19 protein-coding genes are annotated in these 21495 nt (G+C 43.2%); 3 read left to right on the forward strand and 16 right to left on the reverse strand.

Translation table 11 applies throughout. From position 1 onward, the window contains the following. Positions 1 to 119: 119 nt before the first annotated feature. The 7 genes from glgA to K1I94_RS04970 form a co-directional block, all read right to left on the reverse strand. A complete protein-coding gene (gene glgA, locus K1I94_RS04940) occupies positions 120 to 1550 on the reverse strand; it encodes a glycogen synthase GlgA (RefSeq protein WP_125357088.1) in 1431 nt (476 codons plus the stop codon). Continuing rightward, the gene (glgD, locus tag K1I94_RS04945; protein ID WP_223314600.1) at positions 1547 to 2686 is read right to left on the reverse strand and encodes a glucose-1-phosphate adenylyltransferase subunit GlgD; all 1140 of its coding nucleotides are present in this window, start codon (positions 2684 to 2686) and stop codon (positions 1547 to 1549) included. Before glgD ends, glgA begins: the two co-directional genes overlap by 4 nt. Beyond that, a complete protein-coding gene (locus K1I94_RS04950; RefSeq protein WP_223314601.1) occupies positions 2676 to 3818 on the reverse strand; it encodes a glucose-1-phosphate adenylyltransferase in 1143 nt (380 codons plus the stop codon). The genes glgD and K1I94_RS04950 overlap by 11 nt, the downstream gene beginning before the upstream one ends. Before the next feature lie 6 nt (positions 3819 to 3824). Next, positions 3825 to 5735 carry a 1,4-alpha-glucan branching protein GlgB gene (glgB, locus tag K1I94_RS04955; protein WP_125434725.1) on the reverse strand — a complete coding sequence of 637 codons (1911 nt, stop codon included), beginning with the start codon at positions 5733 to 5735 and terminating at the stop codon, positions 3825 to 3827. A 385-nt stretch (positions 5736 to 6120) separates the two neighbouring features. Then, entirely contained in the window at positions 6121 to 7545 is a 1425-nt protein-coding gene (locus K1I94_RS04960) for an NADP-dependent glyceraldehyde-3-phosphate dehydrogenase (RefSeq protein WP_002910196.1), read from the reverse strand. 235 nt (positions 7546 to 7780) lie between these two features. Continuing rightward, on the reverse strand, positions 7781 to 9514 hold the full coding sequence (gene ptsP, locus K1I94_RS04965; RefSeq protein WP_149566404.1) for a phosphoenolpyruvate--protein phosphotransferase: 1734 nt from the start codon (positions 9512 to 9514) through the stop codon (positions 7781 to 7783). Position 9515: 1 nt separating this feature from the next. Next, on the reverse strand, positions 9516 to 9779 hold the full coding sequence (locus K1I94_RS04970) for a phosphocarrier protein HPr (RefSeq protein ID WP_002896017.1): 264 nt from the start codon (positions 9777 to 9779) through the stop codon (positions 9516 to 9518). A gap of 597 nt (positions 9780 to 10376) precedes the next feature. On the opposite strand from K1I94_RS04970, the gene nrdH reads away from it, so the two are divergent. The 3 genes from nrdH to nrdF all read left to right on the forward strand — a co-directional run bounded on the left by nrdH (position 10377) and on the right by nrdF (position 14031). Next, positions 10377 to 10595 (forward strand): glutaredoxin-like protein NrdH, encoded by a 219-nt coding sequence (nrdH, locus tag K1I94_RS04975; RefSeq protein ID WP_002897920.1) that lies wholly within the window; start codon positions 10377 to 10379, stop codon positions 10593 to 10595. Between the two features lie 160 nt (positions 10596 to 10755). Further along, the gene (gene nrdE, locus K1I94_RS04980; protein ID WP_223314602.1) at positions 10756 to 12915 is read left to right on the forward strand and encodes a class 1b ribonucleoside-diphosphate reductase subunit alpha; all 2160 of its coding nucleotides are present in this window, start codon (positions 10756 to 10758) and stop codon (positions 12913 to 12915) included. A gap of 156 nt (positions 12916 to 13071) precedes the next feature. Beyond that, the gene (nrdF, locus tag K1I94_RS04985) at positions 13072 to 14031 is read left to right on the forward strand and encodes a class 1b ribonucleoside-diphosphate reductase subunit beta (RefSeq protein WP_002896021.1); all 960 of its coding nucleotides are present in this window, start codon (positions 13072 to 13074) and stop codon (positions 14029 to 14031) included. A gap of 112 nt (positions 14032 to 14143) precedes the next feature. Here the strand turns inward: nrdF and K1I94_RS04990 are convergent, their stop codons facing one another. The 9 genes from K1I94_RS04990 to argJ form a co-directional block, all read right to left on the reverse strand. Beyond that, the gene (locus K1I94_RS04990; protein WP_223314716.1) at positions 14144 to 15061 is read right to left on the reverse strand and encodes a diacylglycerol/lipid kinase family protein; all 918 of its coding nucleotides are present in this window, start codon (positions 15059 to 15061) and stop codon (positions 14144 to 14146) included. A 161-nt stretch (positions 15062 to 15222) separates the two neighbouring features. Continuing rightward, entirely contained in the window at positions 15223 to 15876 is a 654-nt protein-coding gene (locus tag K1I94_RS04995; RefSeq protein ID WP_223314603.1) for a CPBP family intramembrane glutamic endopeptidase, read from the reverse strand. A gap of 21 nt (positions 15877 to 15897) precedes the next feature. Next, on the reverse strand, positions 15898 to 16599 hold the full coding sequence (locus K1I94_RS05000) for a CPBP family intramembrane glutamic endopeptidase (RefSeq protein ID WP_223314604.1): 702 nt from the start codon (positions 16597 to 16599) through the stop codon (positions 15898 to 15900). Then, positions 16596 to 17138 (reverse strand): DUF3267 domain-containing protein, encoded by a 543-nt coding sequence (locus K1I94_RS05005; RefSeq protein ID WP_223314605.1) that lies wholly within the window; start codon positions 17136 to 17138, stop codon positions 16596 to 16598. The genes K1I94_RS05000 and K1I94_RS05005 overlap by 4 nt, the downstream gene beginning before the upstream one ends. Positions 17139 to 17166: 28 nt before the next feature. Beyond that, entirely contained in the window at positions 17167 to 17931 is a 765-nt protein-coding gene (locus K1I94_RS05010) for a DUF3169 family protein (protein WP_223314606.1), read from the reverse strand. Between the two features lie 97 nt (positions 17932 to 18028). Then, positions 18029 to 18238: a helix-turn-helix transcriptional regulator gene (locus tag K1I94_RS11395; RefSeq protein ID WP_009659847.1), complete on the reverse strand. Its 210-nt coding sequence runs from the start codon at positions 18236 to 18238 to the stop codon at positions 18029 to 18031. A gap of 156 nt (positions 18239 to 18394) precedes the next feature. Next, entirely contained in the window at positions 18395 to 19537 is a 1143-nt protein-coding gene (locus K1I94_RS05020) for an acetylornithine transaminase (protein WP_223314607.1), read from the reverse strand. A gap of 2 nt (positions 19538 to 19539) precedes the next feature. After that, entirely contained in the window at positions 19540 to 20277 is a 738-nt protein-coding gene (gene argB, locus K1I94_RS05025) for an acetylglutamate kinase (protein ID WP_223314608.1), read from the reverse strand. An 11-nt stretch (positions 20278 to 20288) separates the two neighbouring features. Beyond that, positions 20289 to 21482, reverse strand: coding sequence for a bifunctional glutamate N-acetyltransferase/amino-acid acetyltransferase ArgJ (gene argJ, locus K1I94_RS05030; protein WP_223314609.1), 1194 nt, complete (start codon positions 21480 to 21482; stop codon positions 20289 to 20291). Positions 21483 to 21495 lie beyond the last annotated feature (13 nt).

Genomic DNA, 21495 nt, shown 5'->3' on the forward strand with positions numbered 1-21495 from the left:
CAAGCTAAAAACAGGGCTCCAACACAGTATGATAATATATAAAAATGTAATTCTCACGGAAATCCTCCCTTGTCCCATGGGCAAGAGAGGATTTGCTTATACTGATTCCAAAGTAAATGTTATAGAAGTGATTGATATAAATCACTGTAAGCCTTGCTGGCTGTATCCCAAGAGAAGTCTCTCTCCATCGCCTGCTCTTGCAGAGATTTCCAAGCTTCCTTGTCATCGGCATAAAGCCTGAGTGCTTCCTTGAAGGTCCAAGTCAGCCAGTAGCCAGAAAAGTTATTGAAGCTAAAGCCAGTTCCCTGTCCTGTATAGACATTGTAAGGCTCGACGGTATCACGCAGACCGCCCACTTCATGCACCAAAGGCAGGGTTCCGTAGCGCATAGCCATCATTTGTGACAGGCCACAAGGTTCGAAACGGCTTGGCATGAGGAAAATATCGCTGGCAGCGTAAATCTCCTGAGCCAAGGTTACATCAAAGAGAATGTTGGCTGAAAGCTTATCAGGGTAGGCATGGCCAAACCAAGCGAAAGCCTGCTCAAAAGCTGGATCGCCTGTTCCCAAGAGGATAATCTGCACATCTTCCTGGAGGAGATTGTGCAGCTCTTCCACTACCAAGTCAAAGCCTTTTTGACGGGTCAGACGGGAAACAATCCCAACTACTGGCACATCATCACGCACAGGCAGACCAACTCGCTCTTGCAAAGCCCGCTTGTTTTCTAGTTTACCAGATAAGTCAGATTTGTCAAAGTGATGGGCTAATAGCGGATCCGTTTCTGGATTATAGATATCTGTATCTATACCGTTGACAATTCCGACCAGCTTACCAGACTCCATCCGCAGGATTTGATCCAAATTACAGCCAAATTCTGGTGTACGAATTTCGCCTGCATAGCTTGGTGATACAGTTGTCACTCGATCAGCATATAGAATACCAGCCTTCATCCAGTTGAGACAGTCATTCCAACGCAGGGTTCCGTCTGCATAGCGCTCATAGCCTACTCCAAACAGTTCCCAAAGCATGCTGTCAGGGAATTGACCTTGGAATTCCAAATTATGAATGGTCAAGACGGTTTTGATATTCTGATATGCTTGAATCCAATGGTATTTTTCCTTAACCAAGAAAGGAATCATAGCTGTATGATAATCGTGAACATGCAGAACATCCGGAATGAAATCAATCCGCTCCATCAGCTCTACGGCTGCTAACTGGAAGTAAGCAAAGCGCTCACCATCATCAAAATCCCCGTAAACATGGCCGCGGAAGAAATAATGCTGATTGTCAATAAAATAGAAGGACACACCGTTCAAGACCAGTCGCTTGACCCCAACGTATTGGCGACGCCAGCCAACACTGACTTCAAAGTAGAAAAGGTCTTCCACTTGGTCGCCAAATTTAGCATGGGTCATGTCATAGTAAGGCAGAATAACACCAACTTCATGGCCAGCCTTGACCAGTGATTTGGGGAGAGCGCCGATAACGTCTCCCAAACCACCTGTCTTAGAAAATGGGGCTCCTTCTGCTGCTGCAAATAAAATCTTCATCGAATTATGTCCTCTGTAACTTTTTGGCCCTTCTTAACTACGATTGGGTCTTCTGCTGTTCCGCGAATCACCACTCCTTCAGCAATTTCAACTCCCTTGTCCACAATCGCGTACTCAACAGTTGCATTTTCTCCAACTTTGACTCGAGGGAAGAGAACACTGGATTTAACACTGCTTCCAGTCTTAATCTTGGTATTCCGCGAAATTACAGAATTGATAACTTCACCTTCCACAATGCTTCCTGACGCAAATTGGGAGCGAGCTACTTTCGAAGACTCAGCATAGTAAGTTGGCTCCTCATTCTTAACCTTGGTGTAAATCTTTTGGTTAGGACTAAAGAGAGAGTAGAATTTCTTGCTTTCAAGCATATCAATGTTGGAACGGTAGTAGGTCTCTACAGAATAGATATTAGCTAGATAGCCTGTATATTCGTAGGCAAATGCCCCTTCCTGAGTTGCTAAATCACGCAGGACATAGCGCAGTTTTTGCGGATGCTCTTTCTTAGCTTCTTCTTCCAGCTTTTCAATCAGCCATGGAGTATCTACCACAAAGATGTCTGTAGACATATTGAAGAGCTCAGTATCTTCTCGACCATCAAAGAGTTTATGACCTCTGACATGGTCCGTCTCGTCAATATCTAGGACAGCGTTCACATCCGAAATATTTTCCTTATGCAATTTCTTGTAGACAACTGTAATCGGCTGTTCTGTTGTATTGTGCAAATGGAAAACTTGATTGAGGTCAATATTAACCAGGATATCGCAGTTAAGTGCGACCGTTTGGTTGGAACCAGAACGTTTGAGGTAGGTTAAAAGCTGGTCATAGTATTCCTCACCGACTGTAGAACTTTCTACACGAGTATTGTAGATTCCCAAGTAATAGTGACTGAGCAAGGTAGACAGACCCCACTCACGACCAGAACGAATATGGTCAAAGACAGAGCTGATATTGTCCTGCTGGAAGATACCAAAGACACTGCGGATACCAGCATTGGCAAGGCTTGAAAGTGGGAAGTCAATCAAGCGATATTTCCCACCGAATGGCAAGCTGGCTACTGGACGATGATTTGTCAGAGTTGACATATCATGGAAGCCGACTGTGTTTCCTAAAATTGCTGAGTATTTATCAATCTTCATCTTTTGGTACCCCCACTTTCTCGTTGTATCCGACAACATATACTTCCTCTGTACCATCAATTTCTACACCATCAGAGATGATAGCACCTTCTCCGATAATGGCCCGCTTAATCTTAGCGTCTTTGCCAATAACAGCGCCACTCATGATGACAGAGTCTTCAATGACTGAGCCCTTCTTGACCTGAGCACCAGTAGAAAGAATAGAGTGTTTTACTGTACCGTCAACGAAACATCCATCAACGACCAGCGAATCTTCTACATGGGAATTTTCACTGATGAAGTTTGGAGGAGAAATCAAGTTGCGAGAATAAATTTTCCAGCGACGATTGCGGCTATCCAGAGCATTTTCTGGGCTGATGTATTCCATGTTGGCTTCCCAGAGAGACTCTACTGTACCAACGTCTTTCCAATAGCCTGCAAAGTCATAAGCATAAACGCTTTCACCAGATTCTAGGTAGTTAGGGATAACATTCTTACCAAAGTCAGACATGTCCACGTTGCTCTTTTCAGCAGCTACCAGCATATTGCGCAGACGCTGCCAGTCAAAGATATAAATCCCCATAGAAGCCTTGGTTGACTTAGGATTTTCTGGTTTTTCTTCAAATTCAACAATCCGATTATTAGCATCTGTATTCATGATACCAAAACGGCTGGCTTCTTTGAGAGGCACATCCAGAACGGCAACTGTCAGGCTGGCATTGTTGTCCTTGTGTGACTGAAGCATGTCATCATAGTCCATCTTATAGATATGGTCCCCAGACAAAATCAGGACATACTCAGGATTGATGCTGTCGATATAGTCGATATTTTGATAAATCGCATGGCTAGTACCTTCAAACCAGCGATTTCCTTCGCTCGCAGAATAAGGCTGAAGAATGGACACGCCTGAGTTAATACCATCAAGCCCCCAGCTAGAACCATTTCCGATATGACTATTCAGAGCTAGTGGTTGGTATTGAGTAATGACACCGACATTATGAATACCGGAGTTGGCACAGTTAGACAAGGCGAAGTCAATAATACGATAGCGGCCGCCAAACTGTACCGCAGGTTTTGCGATACTCTGTGTGAGCTTTCCAAGACGAGTTCCTTGCCCGCCGGCAAGAATCAAAGCTAGCATTTCATTCTTCATAGACTATTACTCCTTTGTGGAATCTTTTTTAACATTTTTACGAGCAATCCGACGCTTGATCTTCCAGATGCTGGCTCCAAGAGCCGGCAGTGTAAAGGTCAAGGTCTGTGGATAATCTTTCCAAAGTCCTTCTTGAGACTGAACTGTTTCATTATGTTCCTTCCAAACACCTCCCCATTCTTCTAATTCAGTGTTCCATACTTCTTCATAAATGGCTTCCACTGGAACACCAATGGTAAAGTTCTTCCGCTCTACCGGCGCCATATTGAATACACAAACTAACATATCTCCTTTTTCTGTCTTACGGATAAAGGAGAGGACACTTTGATCAGTATTATCCGCATCAATGATTTCGATACCATCATAGCTCAGATCAATTTCCCAAAGCGGACGATTATCTTTATAGAAGGCATTGAGCGCAGCAGTGAAGCCCTGCATCTTCTTGTTCATCTGATCGTCCAGATTAGACCATTCTAGTTGCTCTTCTGACTTCCATTCTAAGAACTGACCAAATTCTGATCCCATAAAGAGCAATTTCTTGCCCGGATGGCAGATTTGGTAGGTCAGCAAGTTGCGGAGCCCTGCAAATTGATTGTAACGGTCGCCCCACATCTTGTGCATAAGACTCTTCTTGCCGTGAACCACTTCATCATGCGAGAATGGTAGGAGGAAGTTTTCAGAGAAAGCGTACATAAAGCTAAAGGTCACTAGATTAAAATCGTACTTACGATAAATCGGATCTTCTTCGTAGAAGCGAAGGATATCATTCATCCAGCCCATATTCCACTTGTAGTCAAATCCAAGACCACCCAGCTCTCTCATACCAGTAATCTTGGTCTCTGAGGAGCTTTCTTCTGCAATCATCATAACATCAGGATGAGCTAATTTGATAACCGTATTGAGGCGCTGCAGGAAGTAATAGCCTTCATAGTTGCGATTGCCGCCATCTTTATTTGGTTGCCATGGGCCGCTGTCATAGTCCAGATAGAGCATATTGCTGACAGCATCAACCCGAATTCCGTCCAGATGATAAAAATCAATCCAGAATTTAATACTGGAAATCAAGAAAGACTGAACCTGATTCTTGCCCAAATCAAAGTTGAGAGCACCCCAGCCATAGTTATGAGCCCGATCGTGGTCCTGATACTCGAAAGTTGGTGTCCCATCATAGTAAGCCAAAGCATCATCATTAATAGTGAAGTGACCTGGTACCCAGTCCACAATGACCCCGATATTGTTCAAGTGACATTCTTCGACAAAGTCCTGAAATTCCTCAGGTGTGCCATAGGTATGCTCAAAGGCGAAGTAGCCCATGAGCTGATAGCCCCAGCTAAGTCCCAGCGGATGAGCCATAAGCGGCATGAATTCCACATGTGTGTAGTTCATCTCCACCAGATAAGGAATCAAGTCTTCTTTTAACTGGGCAAAGCTATAAGGACTGCCGTCTTCATTGCGTTTCCAAGATCCGGCATGCACTTCATAGATATTGACCGGCCGAGAGAAGAAGCCCCAGCGCTTCCGGCGTGCCAGCCAAAGACCGTCTTTCCACTTCTTTTCAGGAATAGTGCGAATGACTGCTCCCGTGCCCGGACGCTCTTCCATATAGATAGCCAACGGATCAATTTTTAAAATTTCCTGACCACTGCTGCGCTTGATATTGTACTTGTAAATATCTCCTTCCTTAGGCAGCTCTGTGAAGACTTCCCAAACGCCCGCTTCATTTCGGACCATAGGAATCTGCTCTTCATACCAATTGGTGAAATCTCCAATCAAATGGACACTCTGAGCATTAGGTGCCCAAACGCGGAAAGAGTAGCCAGACTTGCCGTCCACTTCATCCTGATGCGCCCCTAGATAATGCTGTAAATGAAAGTTTTCACCTGTTGTAAAGGTTCTTAATGCTTCGTTCTTATCCATGCAATCACCTTTCTATTTGTAAGCGTTTTCTATAATACTATTCTACATTATTTTTATCTCTTTTTCAAGTAAATTTCAAATATCCTTACGGAAAATTACTAAAACCGAACATTAGCTGAAATTAGTAATAAATGAGAGAGAAAACACTGCATTTTGTGTCTCTCAGTATATTTTAATTCCTTTTTCGCTAAATATAGGAGCTATCCAAAACAAGAAAAATATGAAAATTTTCATAAAGATATAGACCAATATGTAAATTTACATTTTAAAATAATAAGCAATTAAATATATAAATGCTTGATTCTTTTCAAATGGTTCGATAATCTTGTTAAATTTACAAGTTCATCAAGGTAAGAAAAAAGACCGCACAAAGCCGCCTTTCTCATTATTTCACATCAAACACGATGGATTTCACTTGTGTCATCGCTTCGATACTGTAACGAATCCCTTGCACTCCTGCTCCAGATCCCTTAACACCAAGAAATGGGAAGTTATCTGGACCACGTTGGGTCTTATTATTGATGTGTACAGTACCCACTTCCAGTTTCTCAGCAATTTCAAATGCTTTCGGGAAATCATTTGTAAAGACTGAAGATTGAAGACCAAACTCTGACTGGTTACAAATTTGGATAGCCTCTTCAACGGAAGTCACACGAATAATCGGAAGAACAGGACCAAATGGCTCTTCCCAAGCTAATTTCATATCCAGTGTCACATGGTCAAACAAGGCAGGCCAGATGAGATTTGCTTCACGTTTGATTTCTGTCAAGGCTGACGCTCCCTTTTCTTGAGCATCTTCAATCAAGCCCCAGATGAAATCTGCTGATGCGTTATCAATGACTGGTGTGATATCCGCATTATCAAAGGGATCACCAACCGTCAGTTTCTCTACCTCTGCCTTAATCAGCGCCGCTAATTTATCTGCTACGCTCTCCATGACAATGACACGTTTGATAGCCGTACAGCGCTGACCGGAATAACTGTATGCCCCGCCAACAATCTGCTTAGCTGCATGCTCCAAGTCAGCATCTTCCAGCACAACTGCAGCATCCTTACCACCCAATTCTAACATAATTGGACGCATACCAGCCAACTTACCGATGCGCTCACCGATTGGAGTGGAGCCAGTAAAGTTAATGTAGTTTACTTCCTTATGCTCAATGATGTAGTCCCCGATTTCTGAACCACGTCCTGTGATGGTATTGAAAACACCAGCAGGCAGACCAGCCTCAGCAAAAGCCTGAGCCAAGAGCAAACCAGAGATTGAGCCTTGAGTAGGTGGCTTAAACATCACGACGTTTCCGCCGATAAGGGCAGGAGCAATCTTAGAACCAGACAGATTGACTGGGTAGTTAAATGGCGCAATGGCCAGTACAACTCCTACAGGCTCACGACGAACCACAGCCAATTTTTTCTTGCTGGCAGCTTCAAAGCCGCCACCTTCCATAACCTGACCGTGAATACGAATGCCTTCTTCAGCCGCATAGCGAATCAAGTCTGCTGTCCGGACTACCTCTCCGACTGCCGCTTTGATACCCTTGGCAACTTCTTTTGCAAGAATTTCGCCGATCTTCTCCTGATCGCGTTCCAAAATATCCGCAACCTTATGCAAATAAGCTGCACGTTCAACTGCTGAAAGAGCTCGCCAAGCTGGCAAAGCCGCACGAGCGCTTGCCATCGCATAGTCGACCTCTGCCTGAGTCATGGCAGGCACAGTTCCTAAAATCTCATTGTTGATAGGAGATGAGATGGTAATTTCATTTTCAGAAACTTTCCACTCTCCATTTATATAGTTTTTATATTGTGTCACTTGTCCCCTCCAAAATGTTATTAAATATTATTTTACCAAATTTTCTGAAAATTTCAACCAAAAGTTATAAATTTAAAGAATTTTTTCACAATTAAGATAGATTACTAAATTTTGTTCATATTAGATCTGCTTATTTTCTGTTTTCTTTGATTTCAACTTTCTTCACAAACTTCACTATTCCCTTGAAGAAAACTAAAAAAGACCAGGAAAATCTCCCTGATCTTAATTTTTCAGATTAATCGAAGTTCAGATATTCTTTTTCAAGTTCAAGAACTTCTTCCATCGTTGCACATTCAGTCAGTGCACGCTGAGCCAGTTCTTGCATCTTCTTCGTATCCAGCTTCTTCATGAGGCTACGAGTCCGAAGAACAGAAGTCGCACTCATAGAGAATTCATCCAAGCCCATACCTACGAGCAATGGCACCGCTGTTTGGTCCCCGGCCATTTCTCCACACATACCTGCCCACTTGCCTTCAGCATGAGCTGCCTTGATAACATTGTTGATCAAGCGAAGGATAGATGGGTTGTATGGTTGATAGAGGTAAGAGACTTGCTCATTCATCCGGTCAGCTGCCATAGTGTACTGGATCAAGTCGTTGGTACCGATAGAGAAGAAGTCTACTTCCTTGGCAAATTGATCCGCGAGCATAGCTGCTGCTGGGATTTCAATCATGATACCTACTTGGATATTGTCTGCTACTGCAACGCCTTCAGCTTGCAACTTAGCTTTTTCTTCGTCATAAACCGCTTTAGCTTTGCGGAATTCTGTCAGAAGGGCTACCATTGGGAACATGATGCGCAATTGTCCATGTACAGAAGCACGCAAGAGTGCGCGGATTTGTGTACGGAACATAGCATCGCCAGTTTCAGAGATAGAGATACGCAAAGCACGGAAACCAAGGAATGGGTTCATTTCATGCGGCATATCGAAGTAAGGAAGTTCCTTATCTCCACCGATATCCATCGTACGAACAACAACTGGTTTTCCATTCATGCCTTCAAGCACAGCCTTGTATGCTTCATACTGCTCATCTTCTGTCGGGAAGTCTTGAGAATCCATATAAAGGAACTCAGTCCGGTAAAGACCAACCGCTTCTGCACCGTTAGCATTGACACCTTCAACGTCTTTTGGCGTACCGATATTGGCTGCCAATTCGAAGTGCTTGCCATCTGCAGTCACAGTCTGAGCATCTTTAAGCAATTCCCATTCAGCTTTTTGCTTAGCATAAGCCTCACCAGCTGCTTTAAATGCTGCGATTTGCTCTTCAGTTGGGTTGATAATCACTTCACCAGTGATACCGTTAGCTGCAATCACATCGCCATCTTTTACAAGCTCAGTAATGTTATTAGTTCCCAATACTGCTGCGATTTCAAGCGTACGTGCCATGATAGCAGAGTGGCTTGTACGGCCGCCGATATTGGTTACAAAAGCTTTAACAAATTTCTTATCCAGCTGTGCTGTATCAGAAGGAGTCAAGTCATGAGCAATCACAACTGATTCTTCATTGATAGACGCTGGATTTGGCAATTTCTTGCCCAGAAGGTTAGCAAGAACACGCTTTGTCACGTCGCGGATATCTGCCGCACGTTCCTGCATATATGGATTGTCGTCCATGTTTTCAAAGAGAGTGATAAACATGTCCGTTACTTCTTTCAGACCAGCTTCTGCATTGGTCTTTTTCGCACGGATTGTTTCTTTGATTTGCCCAACCATTTCAGGGTCAGCAAGTACCATTAAGTGAGCGTCAAACACCTGAGCGGCTTCCTCACCAAGGCTATCTACTGCTTTCTCACGGATAACAGAAAGCTCGTTCTGTGAAGCTTCAAGAGCTGCATCCAAACGAGCCTCTTCTGCATTCGTATCTTCGACTGAAACAGTCTCAAATGATAAATCCGGTTGAACTAATAGATATGCCTTAGCAACGGCAACACCGTCAGATGCTGCAATTCCTTTAAGCATTTCTGTCATATTAAGCCAATCCTTCTTTTTCCATTGTTTCGGAGATTGCAGCGATGGCATCGTCTGCATCTGCACCTTCAGCTGAGATCTTAACATCAGCTCCTTGGCCAACACCGAGACTCATAACACCCATGATAGATTTCAAGTTTACTGATTTACCTTTGTATTCAAGCGTGATGTCTGAAGCAAATTTGCTAGCAGTTTGAACCAACAAAGTTGCTGGACGTGCGTGAATACCTGTTTCTGCTACAATGTGGAAATCTTTAGAAGCCATAGTTAGACTCTCCTTTTAAATAATTCTTTTTGAGTTATTGTGATAACCCTTACAAGTTGATATTATATCACCTTTTGAAATCTTTTTCAAGAATTTTATAGCCCGCTTACAAAATATTTCTTAGGAAATGAAAACTCTTCTTATTATATTGAAGAGAGAATTTTCGAGCAAAATCCCACATTCCTCAAGCTTTATTCAAAAATGGCTTCCACTAAGTTTTTAATCATAAATTTCTTATTTTATAGAAACTAATTGTTATAAAATAAGAATATAAACTCCCCCTCCACTCCTCCTAGTGATTCCCTAAATTCTGTAACACAAGATATTGGATTTTTGTTTTTAGGCGGAAAAGCTACTAGTCATTTTTCTAACATTTTAAGACTTGTTTAAGCATTGCCGCATCAGCATTTTGCTCCTTTTCTGCAATTTTTCACTTCTTTTCACCGCTTATACAAACACTATATATTGTATTGTAATCTATCCTATAACAAAATATCACACAATATTTAGTTCAAAACTATTGACATTCTATTTTCTTTTAGATATACTAGTTTCGTATTATTTAAAAGAAAAAACGAAAGTTTAGAGGAATTTTTAATGGTAACTATTTACTCAAAAAACAACTGCGTTCAGTGCAAAATGACCAAGCGCTTCTTAGATACTAATCATGTAGAATATCGCGAAATCAACTTGGATGAACAGCCAGAATTCATTGACCATGTCAAAGATCTTGGTTTCAATGCTGCTCCTGTGATTCAGACAGCAACTGAGGCATTTTCTGGTTTCCAACCTGGTAAATTGAAAAAACTGTCTTAATGTAGTTTATTTTGAGGGCGGCGCGCCTTGATTGGGAGATAAACTAAAAGACAGATTATCAGGGCAAACTGCAGCTCCTATGCTCATAGGAGCCGTTTCTTTTGTAAGGCGGATATTTTTCCGCTAGCTAATTATCTTATTTATATAGAAAAGGAAAAACATGGGACTCAAACATTTAGAGGATGTGACATACTTCCGACTCAACAACGAAATCAACCGTCCAGTTAATGGTCAGATTATGCTTCATAAAGACCAAGAAGCCTTAAAAGCTTTTTTTAAAGAAAACGTTGAGCCAAACACCAAGCAATTTTCTTCTATCACAGAAAAAATTAAATATTTAATAGAAGAAAACTATTTGGAAAAGGAATTTATTGAACTTTATTCTCCGGAATACATCGAGGAGCTGACTGCTTTTATCCATGCTCAAGATTTCAAGTTTAAATCTTTCATGGCTGCTTACAAGTTCTACAACCAGTATGCACTGAAGACCAATGATGGTGAATACTATCTGGAAAGCATGGAAGATCGGGTACTCTTCAACGCCCTCTACTTTGCCAACGGAGATGAAGCCATTGCCAAGGATATTGCAAATGAGATTATCCACCAGCGCTACCAACCAGCTACACCAAGCTTCCTCAACGCTGGTCGGGCTCGTCGCGGCGAATTGGTTTCCTGCTTCCTCATCCAAGTAACAGATGATATGAACTCAATCGGCCGCTCCATCAACTCTGCCCTGCAGTTGTCTCGTATCGGAGGCGGGGTCGGTATTTCCCTCAGCAATCTGCGGGAAGCTGGAGCACCTATCAAGGGTTATGAAGGAGCTGCATCTGGGGTTGTGCCTGTTATGAAACTCTTTGAGGACAGCTTCTCTTACTCTAACCAGCTGGGCCAACGTCAGGGAGCTGGGGTTGTTTACCTCAATGTTTTCCACCCAGATATCATCTCTTTCCTTTCTACCAAGAAAGAAAACGCCGACGAAAAAGTTCGGGTTAAAACCCTTTCACTCGGTGTCGTCATTCCGGATAAGTTCTACGAATTGGCGCGTAAAAATGAAGAAATGTACCTCTTCAGCCCATACTCTGTTGAACGCGAGTATGGAGTGCCATTTGCCTATCTTGACATCACTGAAAAATACGATGAGTTGGTCGCTAATCCAAATATCACTAAGACCAAGATCAAGGCCCGTGATTTGGAAACAGAAATTTCTAAACTCCAACAAGAATCTGGCTATCCCTATGTTGTAAACATTGATACAGCCAACCGTTCAAATCCAATTGACGGTAAAATCGTCATGAGTAACCTTTGCTCTGAAATCCTGCAAGTACAAGAACCTAGCCTTTTGAATGATGCGCAAGAGTATCTTCACCTAGGAACAGATGTATCATGTAACTTAGGCTCTACTAACGTTGTCAACATGATGACTTCGCCTGACTTCGGAAAATCCATCCGAACTATGACACGCGCTTTGACCTTTGTCACAGACAGCTCGCACATCACAGCTGTACCTTCTATCGACAATGGTAACAGTCTGGCGCATACCTTTGGTCTGGGAGCTATGGGACTGCACAGCTACTTGGCACAGCAGCTGATCGATTATGGATCAGCGGAAGCTGTAGAGTTCACTAGCATCTACTTCATGCTTATGAACTACTGGACTTTAGTTGAGTCTAACAATATCGCTCGCGAGCGTGGCGTGACTTTCCATAACTTTGAAAAATCTGACTATGCTAACGGCACTTACTTTGACAAATACCTGACAGGTGAATTTGTACCTAAGTCTGACCGTGTCAAAGAACTCTTCGCTGGCATCTTTATCCCATCTGCAGAGGATTGGGCAGAGTTGCGCGACAAGGTCAAGGCTGATGGCCTCTACCACCAAAACCGCCTAGCTGTCGCACCAAATGGCTCTATCAGCTACATCAATGACGTTTCTGCTTCAATTCATCCAATCACTCAACGGATCGAAGAACGTCAAGAAAAGAAAATCGGTAAGATCTACTATCCTGCTGCTGGTCTGTCAACTGAGACTATCCCTTACTACACCAGCGCCTATGACATGGACATGCGCAAGGTTATCGATGTCTATGCAGCCGCAACTGAGCACGTGGATCAAGGACTTTCCCTGACTCTCTTTATGCGCAGCGATATCCCTAAAGGCCTCTACGAATGGAAAAAAGAAAGCAAGCAGACAACCCGCGATCTTTCTATCCTGCGTAACTACGCCTTCAACAAGGGAATCAAGTCCATCTACTACGTCCGCACCTTTACTGATGATGGCGGCGAAGTAGGTGCCAACCAATGTGAAAGCTGTGTCATCTAACAAGAGATTTTAGAAAAAGAAAAGGAAATTCGACCATGTTACAATTTTACCTTCCTCATCATTGTCAGGAAGGTAAAATCGTGAAGCATTGGGACAGTATCCAAGAAGGGATAGCTGATACCACATCAGGTCGTACCATCTACTAAAGGAGAAAGAATGCAAACTTACTACAAAGCCATTAACTGGAACGCTATCGAAGATGTCATCGATAAGTCCACCTGGGAAAAACTGACTGAGCAATTCTGGCTGGATACGCGGATTCCCCTATCCAATGATCTGGATGACTGGAGAAAGCTATCCCACAAGGAAAAAGACCTGGTCGGCAAAGTCTTCGGCGGCCTGACCCTGCTGGATACCCTCCAGTCTGAGTCTGGTGTGGATGCCCTTCGCAAGGATGTCCGCACTGCTCACGAAGAAGCTGTCTTCAACAACATTCAATTTATGGAATCCGTTCACGCCAAGTCTTACTCTTCTATCTTTTCTACGCTCAACACCAAGTCAGAAATTGATGAAATCTTTGCCTGGACCAACACCAATCCATATCTGCAAAAGAAAGCTGAGATTATCAACGAGATTTACCTGAATGGTACAGCTCTGGAAAAGAAAATAGCCAGCGTTTTCTTGGAAACCTTCCTCTTCTACTCCGGTTTCTTTACTCCGCTCTACTATCTGGGTAATAACAAACTGGCCAACGTTGCTGAGATTATCAAGCTGATTATCCGTGACGAGTCTGTCCATGGAACCTATATCGGCTATAAGTTCCAGCTAGCCTTTAACGAGCTGCCAGAAGACGAGCAAGAAAAACTCAAAGAATGGATGTACGACCTGCTCTACACCCTCTATGAAAATGAAGAAGGCTATACTGAAAGCCTGTATGACACAGTCGGATGGACCGAAGAGGTCAAGACCTTCCTGCGCTACAATGCCAACAAGGCTCTGATGAATCTGGGACAGGATCCCCTCTTCCCAGACTCAGCGGACGATGTCAATCCTATCGTCATGAACGGTATCTCAACCGGCACTTCCAACCATGACTTCTTCTCCCAAGTGGGTAACGGCTACCTGCTGGGCGAAGTAGAAGCCATGCAGGATGACGACTATAATTACGGTTTATAAGACAAAGAACCCCTCTTTCCAAAATATGGAAAGAGGGGTTCTGTAGTCTAAACTAGCAAGGAGAACAGAGAAAGTAAATATCCTCTAGCTTTTCTGAACTTCCCAAAAATAATTAGTAATACACATTCAAGTGAGATGGCAAAACACGAATCGTTACTGGCAGTTGGTCTCCCTCATCTCCGTCAACGTTGACGCTGAGCTCTGCCTTATCATCAGCCAACTCAACTGTGATTTCCTTAAAGGTCAGATACTCGATATTATCACTTTCTTCACCATTGCCCGAAATCAAATCCGGCACAGAAACCAAGGTATCTAAGAGATTTTTATCCTTAAGATACAAGAGATGAAGCAAGCCGTCATTGACAGTGGCTTCAGGGAGAATGCTTTCGAAACCTCCGATTGAGTTGGTAGAACCAATCAAGAGTGTGCTGCTTTTTATCGTGCGCTCCTCTCCATCAATCTTCAAGTGAAACTCGTAAAAACTAGTATCCATCAACTGCTTGAAACCAGAGATAAAGTAGGCAAACTTACCCCACTTGGTCTTGTCTTCTGAATCTACATTGTTAATCGACTCAGGAATCGTTCCAATGGCAACCACATTCATAAAGTACTGGTCGTTAATCTTGCCAATATCAAGTGGCTTGACTTTGTTGATATCCAGATTCTGAATGGCTTCTTCAGCGTCCAGGGGAATGCCAAGAGCACGCGCCAAGTCATTGACCGTACCAAGTGGAAAGAAGCCAAAAGTCGGACGATAGTCTAGTTCAGCCAGGCCGCTGATTCCTTCATTGACTGTTCCATCGCCACCCATGACAAAGACGCTATCATAACGGTCTTCTGCTGCTTGCTTAGCAAAAGCCGCTGCGTCTCCGCCTTTTTCAGTATGCTTGACCACTACCTCATTGAAACATTCTGCCAGTTTTTCTCTTGCCAAGTCTTCATAGGACTTGGCTTTTTCGCCTCCCGAGCTAGGGTTGACAATTAATAGGACTTTAGACATAAGGAAACCTCTTTTCGTTTGATAGCTTATTATACCATCTGGAAAACACTTTCACAAGAATTTGAAACTGCTGGCTTTCGAAAGACCAGAAAAGCAGTTTGGTATTTAAACTCCATTCCACAGAAAAACACTTCTGCCGTTAGACTTTACTGCCTAACTTTAGAAGTGCTGTCTTATATTTCGTTTTTCTATTAAAAGAAGACAATGAGAACAAAGGCAATTAGATTATTGGCCAAATGTAGGCCCATTGAGTAACGTAGGTCCTTCTTAGCTAGATAGCCTAGGCCAAAGATTGCCCCCAAGATGAAGTAGACCAGAAACTGAACTAGATTGCCCGGCATGTGCAGAAGAGAGAAGAAGCTGGCAGATACAGTTAAATAGAGCAGGATTTTCGCCAAGCTATTTTGGTCGGGAAAGAGAAACTTAGCCAAAAATCCTCGTGTTAGCAACTCCTCAAGAATAGGAGCAAAGATTACCATGTATAGGAAGGCAAAGGCTGGCTGCTGCTGAATCAATTGTACAGCAGTGTTCTGATTGGCAGAAGATTCAATAGGAACGAGCTGCTGAAAGATGAGAAAAGCAAGCAAGAGAACACTGGGAAGCCAGATAGAACTGGTCAGCTTAGTGCTTTTGATTTCCAGTTTCAAATCTTGCTGGTACCATTTCCACATGGCAAAAGAATAGAGACTGGCAAGTATGACAAAAATCGGCAAAATTAATAGTTGAGAAGTTCCTCCTGTCAGAGAACCTATAGTGAAGACAACTATAGCCGAAAATATATAGAAATAGGCCAAGAGGACAAGTATATAAAGGCCAAAATTAGTAAAGAAAGTTTTTAATTTCATAGTGATTCCTTATAGATTGATTTACTTAAACATGGCTAGCAGCAGTATTATAGCCATGGGGAGATTGTTCAGGATATGAACTAACATGGAATCTTTTATATTCCCCCGACGAGCATAGGATAAATATAAGACCAGTCCAAGTGCAAAATAAATTGGGAACTCAGTCAATTGGGTGATATGAGGCAGGGTGAAGACCACAGAAGTCACAATGGCAGCCAAAACCTTTTGATTATTTTTGAAAAAGAAGGCAGTACCAAAACCGCGGAAAATTAATTCTTCCATGATAGGAGCAATAAAAGCAATCGTCGCAACAAAGAGCAAGGCAAAGAAGATATGCTGCGAAGACATCATTCCCCCCAGCCCTTGTATGGCGCTGTCATTACTGGTCTGGGAATTGCCGCTCAAGATGAGATTGAGATAAACACCGATAATAGCAGCCACTCTGGCAAGGAAAAAGAATAGAAAAGCAAAACCGATATCCTTGCCAGACAGTTTAAATTTCTTCTTTTCTTCAGGCACATGCTTCTGATATCGCCGCCATAAGACACGAAAAATCAGGAAAACTAAAATCAGATACAAGGCTACCAATAAGATTTCTACATAAATAGGTAAATTCTTCCCGAGCCTTAAGAATAGCATTGGAGCAACATTTATAAGGAGGCTAAGAGCAATTAAGCCTATCCATTTTACAAGTCCTAAAGCAGTTGATTTGAAGTTGTTCATTTTGTATTCTCCTTTTGATAAATATTGATACCGACTTCCGTATCCTCAACAGCAATATCTCCCTTCTGCTGGAGAATAGTGGCAGCGAGGAAAAAATCTCCTGCACAGCCAGCTGCATGGAAGCTAGCAAGGACGATATAAGAAGCCGCAGTCAGAATATGCAAGGCATAGATCAAGGTCAGGGCTAGGCTAATCAGAAAGAAAGGTGCCAGGATGATGACAAGCATCCTTTTTCGACTGTAACAACTGCCTGGGCTGGTCGCATAGGCCATGCCGCTTTTAAAACCAAACTTGACCTTGGTATTTTCATCCCCCAAGACCTTGAAGAAAAAGCCGTGGATCAGCTCATGGATGACCATTAGAACAAGTAGGTAGAGTAAGTCAAAAAAATGAAAAACTTCGCTACCCTTGCCATACATCAGAATAGCAATCCAAGTAAAGAGGGCTAGAAAAGGGAAGATCAGCAATACAGCCGTTATATTCAGAGTCAGATTGACCTTTTTATTATGGATAAAATCAAGTTCTTTCAGTAGTTTCATAATTTCCGCCTTTCATCGGGAAATAAGCTTATTTGAAATATTTTCTTACCATTGGATAATACATAAGATTGATATAGATATGAATCACCACTAGGACGACAAAGCCGGAAACGACATTGAGGGGTGTGAAGGCTCCCAGCATCCCTAAAATGACATAGAGGGCTGGCAGAAGTCTCTGATTTACATTGAAGAGAATGAGATAGCACTGTTCATAATTGGCTTGCAGCTCTGACTCATCATAAGAGAGGGCAAATTCTTTTATTTCCTCAGTAGTCGGAAAGGCTGATAGCTTATAGTGCCGCACCTTCTGAACTGTCTTTAAAAAGACAACTTGCAAAATAATATAAACAAAGGCAATCGCATAATCTATAAAACTCCACTGAAGAGGGCTCTTATGATTAGTAATATTTCCAATAAAAACAACTCCAACTAAAATCGTAAAAAGAACGATAGCACTGCTGATATTAAAGACAATAGTCGCATATTCCAGATTTTTAAAGGTTAGCCGGTACCATTCATAATTCTTATCCTCATCTGCTTCTTTTTCATAGGCTTCATTGTATTTACGAGTCCGATAAATCAAGAAAAAGACCAAGGGATAGAGGATGATAAGGCTGGCCCTACCTAGCTGGCGCAGCAGTTGAACAGAAAAAATAGTCGACCAACTGATGTTTTTTAGCAGACCAGTTTCAGAAAACAAAATAGACAGACCACCTATTAAAGCTCCAGCTAGAAATATAAGGACATTATATAAAACTCTTTTCTGTGTAGATATACGTTTTTTCTCTTTCACGACTTCTTCTCCTTTATTTTTTTACAATAGATGATACAAGAATGCTGAGGCTGAAGGACTGTTTTAGCTCCTGTTGAAATGAATCTTAATTGGTTCTTCATTCTGCTTCCTCCACCAGCCGAAAGACATTCTCAACGTTTTCATTGAAAATATGGGCAATCTTAAGGGCAATCACAATCGACGGGGTATATTCGCCTCTCTCTATAAGGCTGATTGTCTGCCTGGAAACACCGGCCAGCTTAGCCAGTTCTGTCTGGTTGAGACCGTCACGCGCCCTCAACTCCTTGAGTCGATTTCTAAGCTGCATCATAAACTCCTTATTTATTATTCTCCCTTGGATAAAATCATTGTAACAGATTCTTTTCTTTTTGACAAGTATATTTGTCAAAAAAATAATAATCATTGTCAAAAACACCATTATCATAGAGAAAAAAGAATCCAGCTCAAACTGAATCCTTTTCCTTTATTCATCTACTTCTGAAAATACTTCTTTTAAAATAGCAATCCCCTGCTGAATTTCCTCCCTGCTGATAGTCAAAGGCGGCAGGAGACGAATAACATTTTCTCCGGCTGTCAGGATAATCAAGCCCTTCTGACGAGCGGCTTCAACAATCTTTGACAGACTGGCACTTGTTTCAATCCCAATCATCATGCCCAAACCGCGAACAGCAGAAATTTTTGGATGATTCTGAAAAGCAAGCTGCAGCTGCTCCAATAAGATGGCACTCTTAGACCTGACTTCTTCCAAAAAGCCCGCCTCTTTCATGATATGCAAAGTCTCTAAGGCAGCTGCCATGGCTAATTTATTGCCACCAAAGGTAGAGCCGTGACTGCCAGGTCCAAAAGCCGGAGCCAAGCTGGATTTTCCTAATAGAGCACCTGCGGGCAGGCCATTGGCCAACCCCTTAGCCAGCGTCACAATATCCGGTATAATCCCATAATGCTCAAAGGAATAAAGCTGACCCGTGCGCCCCATACCTGTCTGCACTTCATCAACAATCAGCAAAATCTCCTCTCGTCGGCAAAAATCAGCCAAATCTTTGACAAAAGCTGCTTCTGCTGGACGAACACCCGATTCTCCTTGGATCAATTCCAGCATGATAGCTGCCGTATCCTGATTAACCAAGTCTTCTACGCTAGCTAGATCATTGTAAACTGCATAGCTGAAATGGGGTACCCCATCACCAAATCCTTTCTTGATCTTATCCTGTCCTGTTGCGGCCATAGCACCAAAGGTCCGACCGTGAAAGGATTGCTGAAAAGTGATAATACCTTGCTTGCCAGTAGCCTTACGGGCTAGCTTAATAGCTGCTTCATTGGCTTCCGCTCCGCTATTACAGAAAAATGCCAAATAATCATAAGAAGCTGCCAGTTCCTGAGCCACCTGCTCTTGCAGAGAGCTAAGATAGAGATTGGGACTGTGCCAGATGCGCCCTGCCTGCTGGATCAAAGCCTGCTGAACCTGCGGGTGAAAGCCAAGATTGGTTACACCAATCCCCGATGAAAAGTCCAAATAAGCCTTTCCCTCACTGTCAATCAGATAGGAGCCCTCTGCTTTAACAAACTCAATGGACGCCCTCTTGTAGTTTTCAAATAAATAAGTCATCGTTATCCCTCTGCTATCAAGGTGCCTGTCAAAAGATTATCACCAATCAGAACCTGCCCGACACCGGAAAGCACAGTCTGGACAGCACTCTCAATCTTGGGAATCATACCACCCTTGATGACACCTGTCTGAATCTTCTTGGAAACCTGACTGGTCAGAAGCTGGGGCAGGACTTTTTTGTCCTCTAGAACCCCTTCTATATCTGTCATCAGGATCAGCTTCTCTGCCTGCAAGCTGCTAGCAACTGCCGCTGCTAGATAGTCTGCATTGATATTTAAGAGCTCGCCAGTTGCATTTTCTCCTAACGAAGCCAGCACCGGGACTATGTCCACAGCCAGCAGCTGCTCTAGATAAGCAGTTTGAATGGCCGTCACATCACCGACATAGCCATAGAGCTCTTTATCGATAAAATCTGCCGAAACTGTCTTTCCCAAATGAGAAGCCAACTGAACGCTTTCAATATCTGAGTCGTTCAGTTCTTGAGTCAGCGTCCGGCCGACTTGACCTAGCAGGGCCTGCTCAATGATGGGCAAGTCAGACTTAGCTGTCACCCGCAACCCCTTAACCTTGCGAGTAGGCAGCTGGCGCTCTTTCATGAGTTGGTTAATGACCAGACCGCCCCCATGAACGATCACGATTTTCTTACCAGCTGCTATCCATTCTTGCATCTGCTTGATAAACTTATCAGACAGCTTTTGCGCAGCAACACCGCCAATTTTTATAACAATCACATCTTTCATTGCATTTCTCCTTAGGTTCTATAGAGGGCATTGATTTTCACATAATCATAGGATAGATCGCAGCCCCAGGCCTGAGCTTCAGCGTCCCCATCGTGTAGGTCAATGGTCAAGGTTAGCAGCTCTCCAGCCATGGCATCACTTGTTTCCTCGGGGTCAAAAGCCACAGGGCTAGAAGCCTGCATAACTGGAATCCCTTCAATCCAAATATCAATATAATCCACCGAGACATCTGCTCCCGCATAGCCGATAGCTGCTAAGATTCGGCCCCAATTGGGATCTTGACCAAAAATAGCCGTTTTGACCAGGCTAGATCCAACGACACTCTTAGCAATCATACGGCCACTCTGTTCATCCTTGGCATGCCGAACATTGACTTCAATCAGCTTAGTTGCTCCTTCGCCATCCTTGGCAATTTTTTTAGCTAAGTCAGCCATAAGATAGCGGAGCATCTTAGAAAACTTTTTAAATTCTTCTGTATCTGGCAGGATTTCTTCATTCTGCCGGCAGCCGTTAGCCATGACAAGCACCATGTCGTTGGTCGATGTATCGCCATCCACCGTGATTTGGTTGAAAGTCGTCTCCACATGCTGACTGAGAGCCGCTTGCAGGGTAGCACTGGAAATATTAGCATCACAGGTGATAAAGGCCAGCATGGTCGCCATATTCGGATGAATCATGCCCGATCCCTTAGCCACTCCCGCCATAGTCACCAGATCTGAGCCAAACTCTTCTGTGACCACACAGGTCTTAGTACAAGTATCCGTCGTCAAGATAGCCTCAGCAAAATCTTCTGCCTTGCCACTCACCAGAATCTGTGACAGGCCGTTTTTCAGAGCATCCATTGGAAGTTGCTCACCGATGACTCCTGTAGAAGCCAGACCTACCAAGTCGGGCTCAATCTTCAGCTTTTGAGCAGCCAATCGCTGCATTTCATAGGCAGCGTCCAGTCCCTGCTGTCCTGTGCAGGAATTAGCAATACCAGAATTAACCACTATTGCCTGCAATTTCTGGCTCTTTTGAATTGATGCTTTGTTCACTAGAAGCGGAGCAGCGATGACCTTATTGGTCGTATAGACTCCTGCCACACTGGCCGGTACTTCTGATACAATCCAGCCAAAATCCAACTTCTTTTTCTTAAAGCCAGCGTGCAAACCGTCAGCCGAAAAGCCTAGCGGACTGGCAATCGTTCCATCAATAATCTTCATATCTAACCCTTTC

This window comes from Streptococcus sanguinis (genome assembly GCF_019929145.1).
Lineage (GTDB): Bacteria > Bacillota > Bacilli > Lactobacillales > Streptococcaceae > Streptococcus > Streptococcus sanguinis_U.

Coding starts and splice junctions, on each gene's coding strand:
- K1I94_RS04970 (WP_002896017.1), bottom strand. CDS start 9,779: ATGGCTTCTAAAGATTTCCACATTGTAGCAGAAACAGGTATTCACGCA.
- nrdE (WP_223314602.1), top strand. CDS start 10,756: ATGGGACTCAAACATTTAGAGGATGTGACATACTTCCGACTCAACAAC.
- nrdF (WP_002896021.1), top strand. CDS start 13,072: ATGCAAACTTACTACAAAGCCATTAACTGGAACGCTATCGAAGATGTC.
- ptsP (WP_149566404.1), bottom strand. CDS start 9,514: ATGACAGAAATGCTTAAAGGAATTGCAGCATCTGACGGTGTTGCCGTT.
- K1I94_RS04995 (WP_223314603.1), bottom strand. CDS start 15,876: ATGAAATTAAAAACTTTCTTTACTAATTTTGGCCTTTATATACTTGTC.
- argB (WP_223314608.1), bottom strand. CDS start 20,277: ATGAAAGATGTGATTGTTATAAAAATTGGCGGTGTTGCTGCGCAAAAG.
- K1I94_RS05005 (WP_223314605.1), bottom strand. CDS start 17,138: ATGAAACTACTGAAAGAACTTGATTTTATCCATAATAAAAAGGTCAAT.
- glgA (WP_125357088.1), bottom strand. CDS start 1,550: ATGAAGATTTTATTTGCAGCAGCAGAAGGAGCCCCATTTTCTAAGACA.
- K1I94_RS05020 (WP_223314607.1), bottom strand. CDS start 19,537: ATGACTTATTTATTTGAAAACTACAAGAGGGCGTCCATTGAGTTTGTT.
- glgD (WP_223314600.1), bottom strand. CDS start 2,686: ATGAAGATTGATAAATACTCAGCAATTTTAGGAAACACAGTCGGCTTC.
- nrdH (WP_002897920.1), top strand. CDS start 10,377: ATGGTAACTATTTACTCAAAAAACAACTGCGTTCAGTGCAAAATGACC.
- K1I94_RS04950 (WP_223314601.1), bottom strand. CDS start 3,818: ATGAAGAATGAAATGCTAGCTTTGATTCTTGCCGGCGGGCAAGGAACT.
- glgB (WP_125434725.1), bottom strand. CDS start 5,735: ATGGATAAGAACGAAGCATTAAGAACCTTTACAACAGGTGAAAACTTT.
- K1I94_RS11395 (WP_009659847.1), bottom strand. CDS start 18,238: ATGCAGCTTAGAAATCGACTCAAGGAGTTGAGGGCGCGTGACGGTCTC.
- K1I94_RS05000 (WP_223314604.1), bottom strand. CDS start 16,599: ATGAACAACTTCAAATCAACTGCTTTAGGACTTGTAAAATGGATAGGC.
- argJ (WP_223314609.1), bottom strand. CDS start 21,482: ATGAAGATTATTGATGGAACGATTGCCAGTCCGCTAGGCTTTTCGGCT.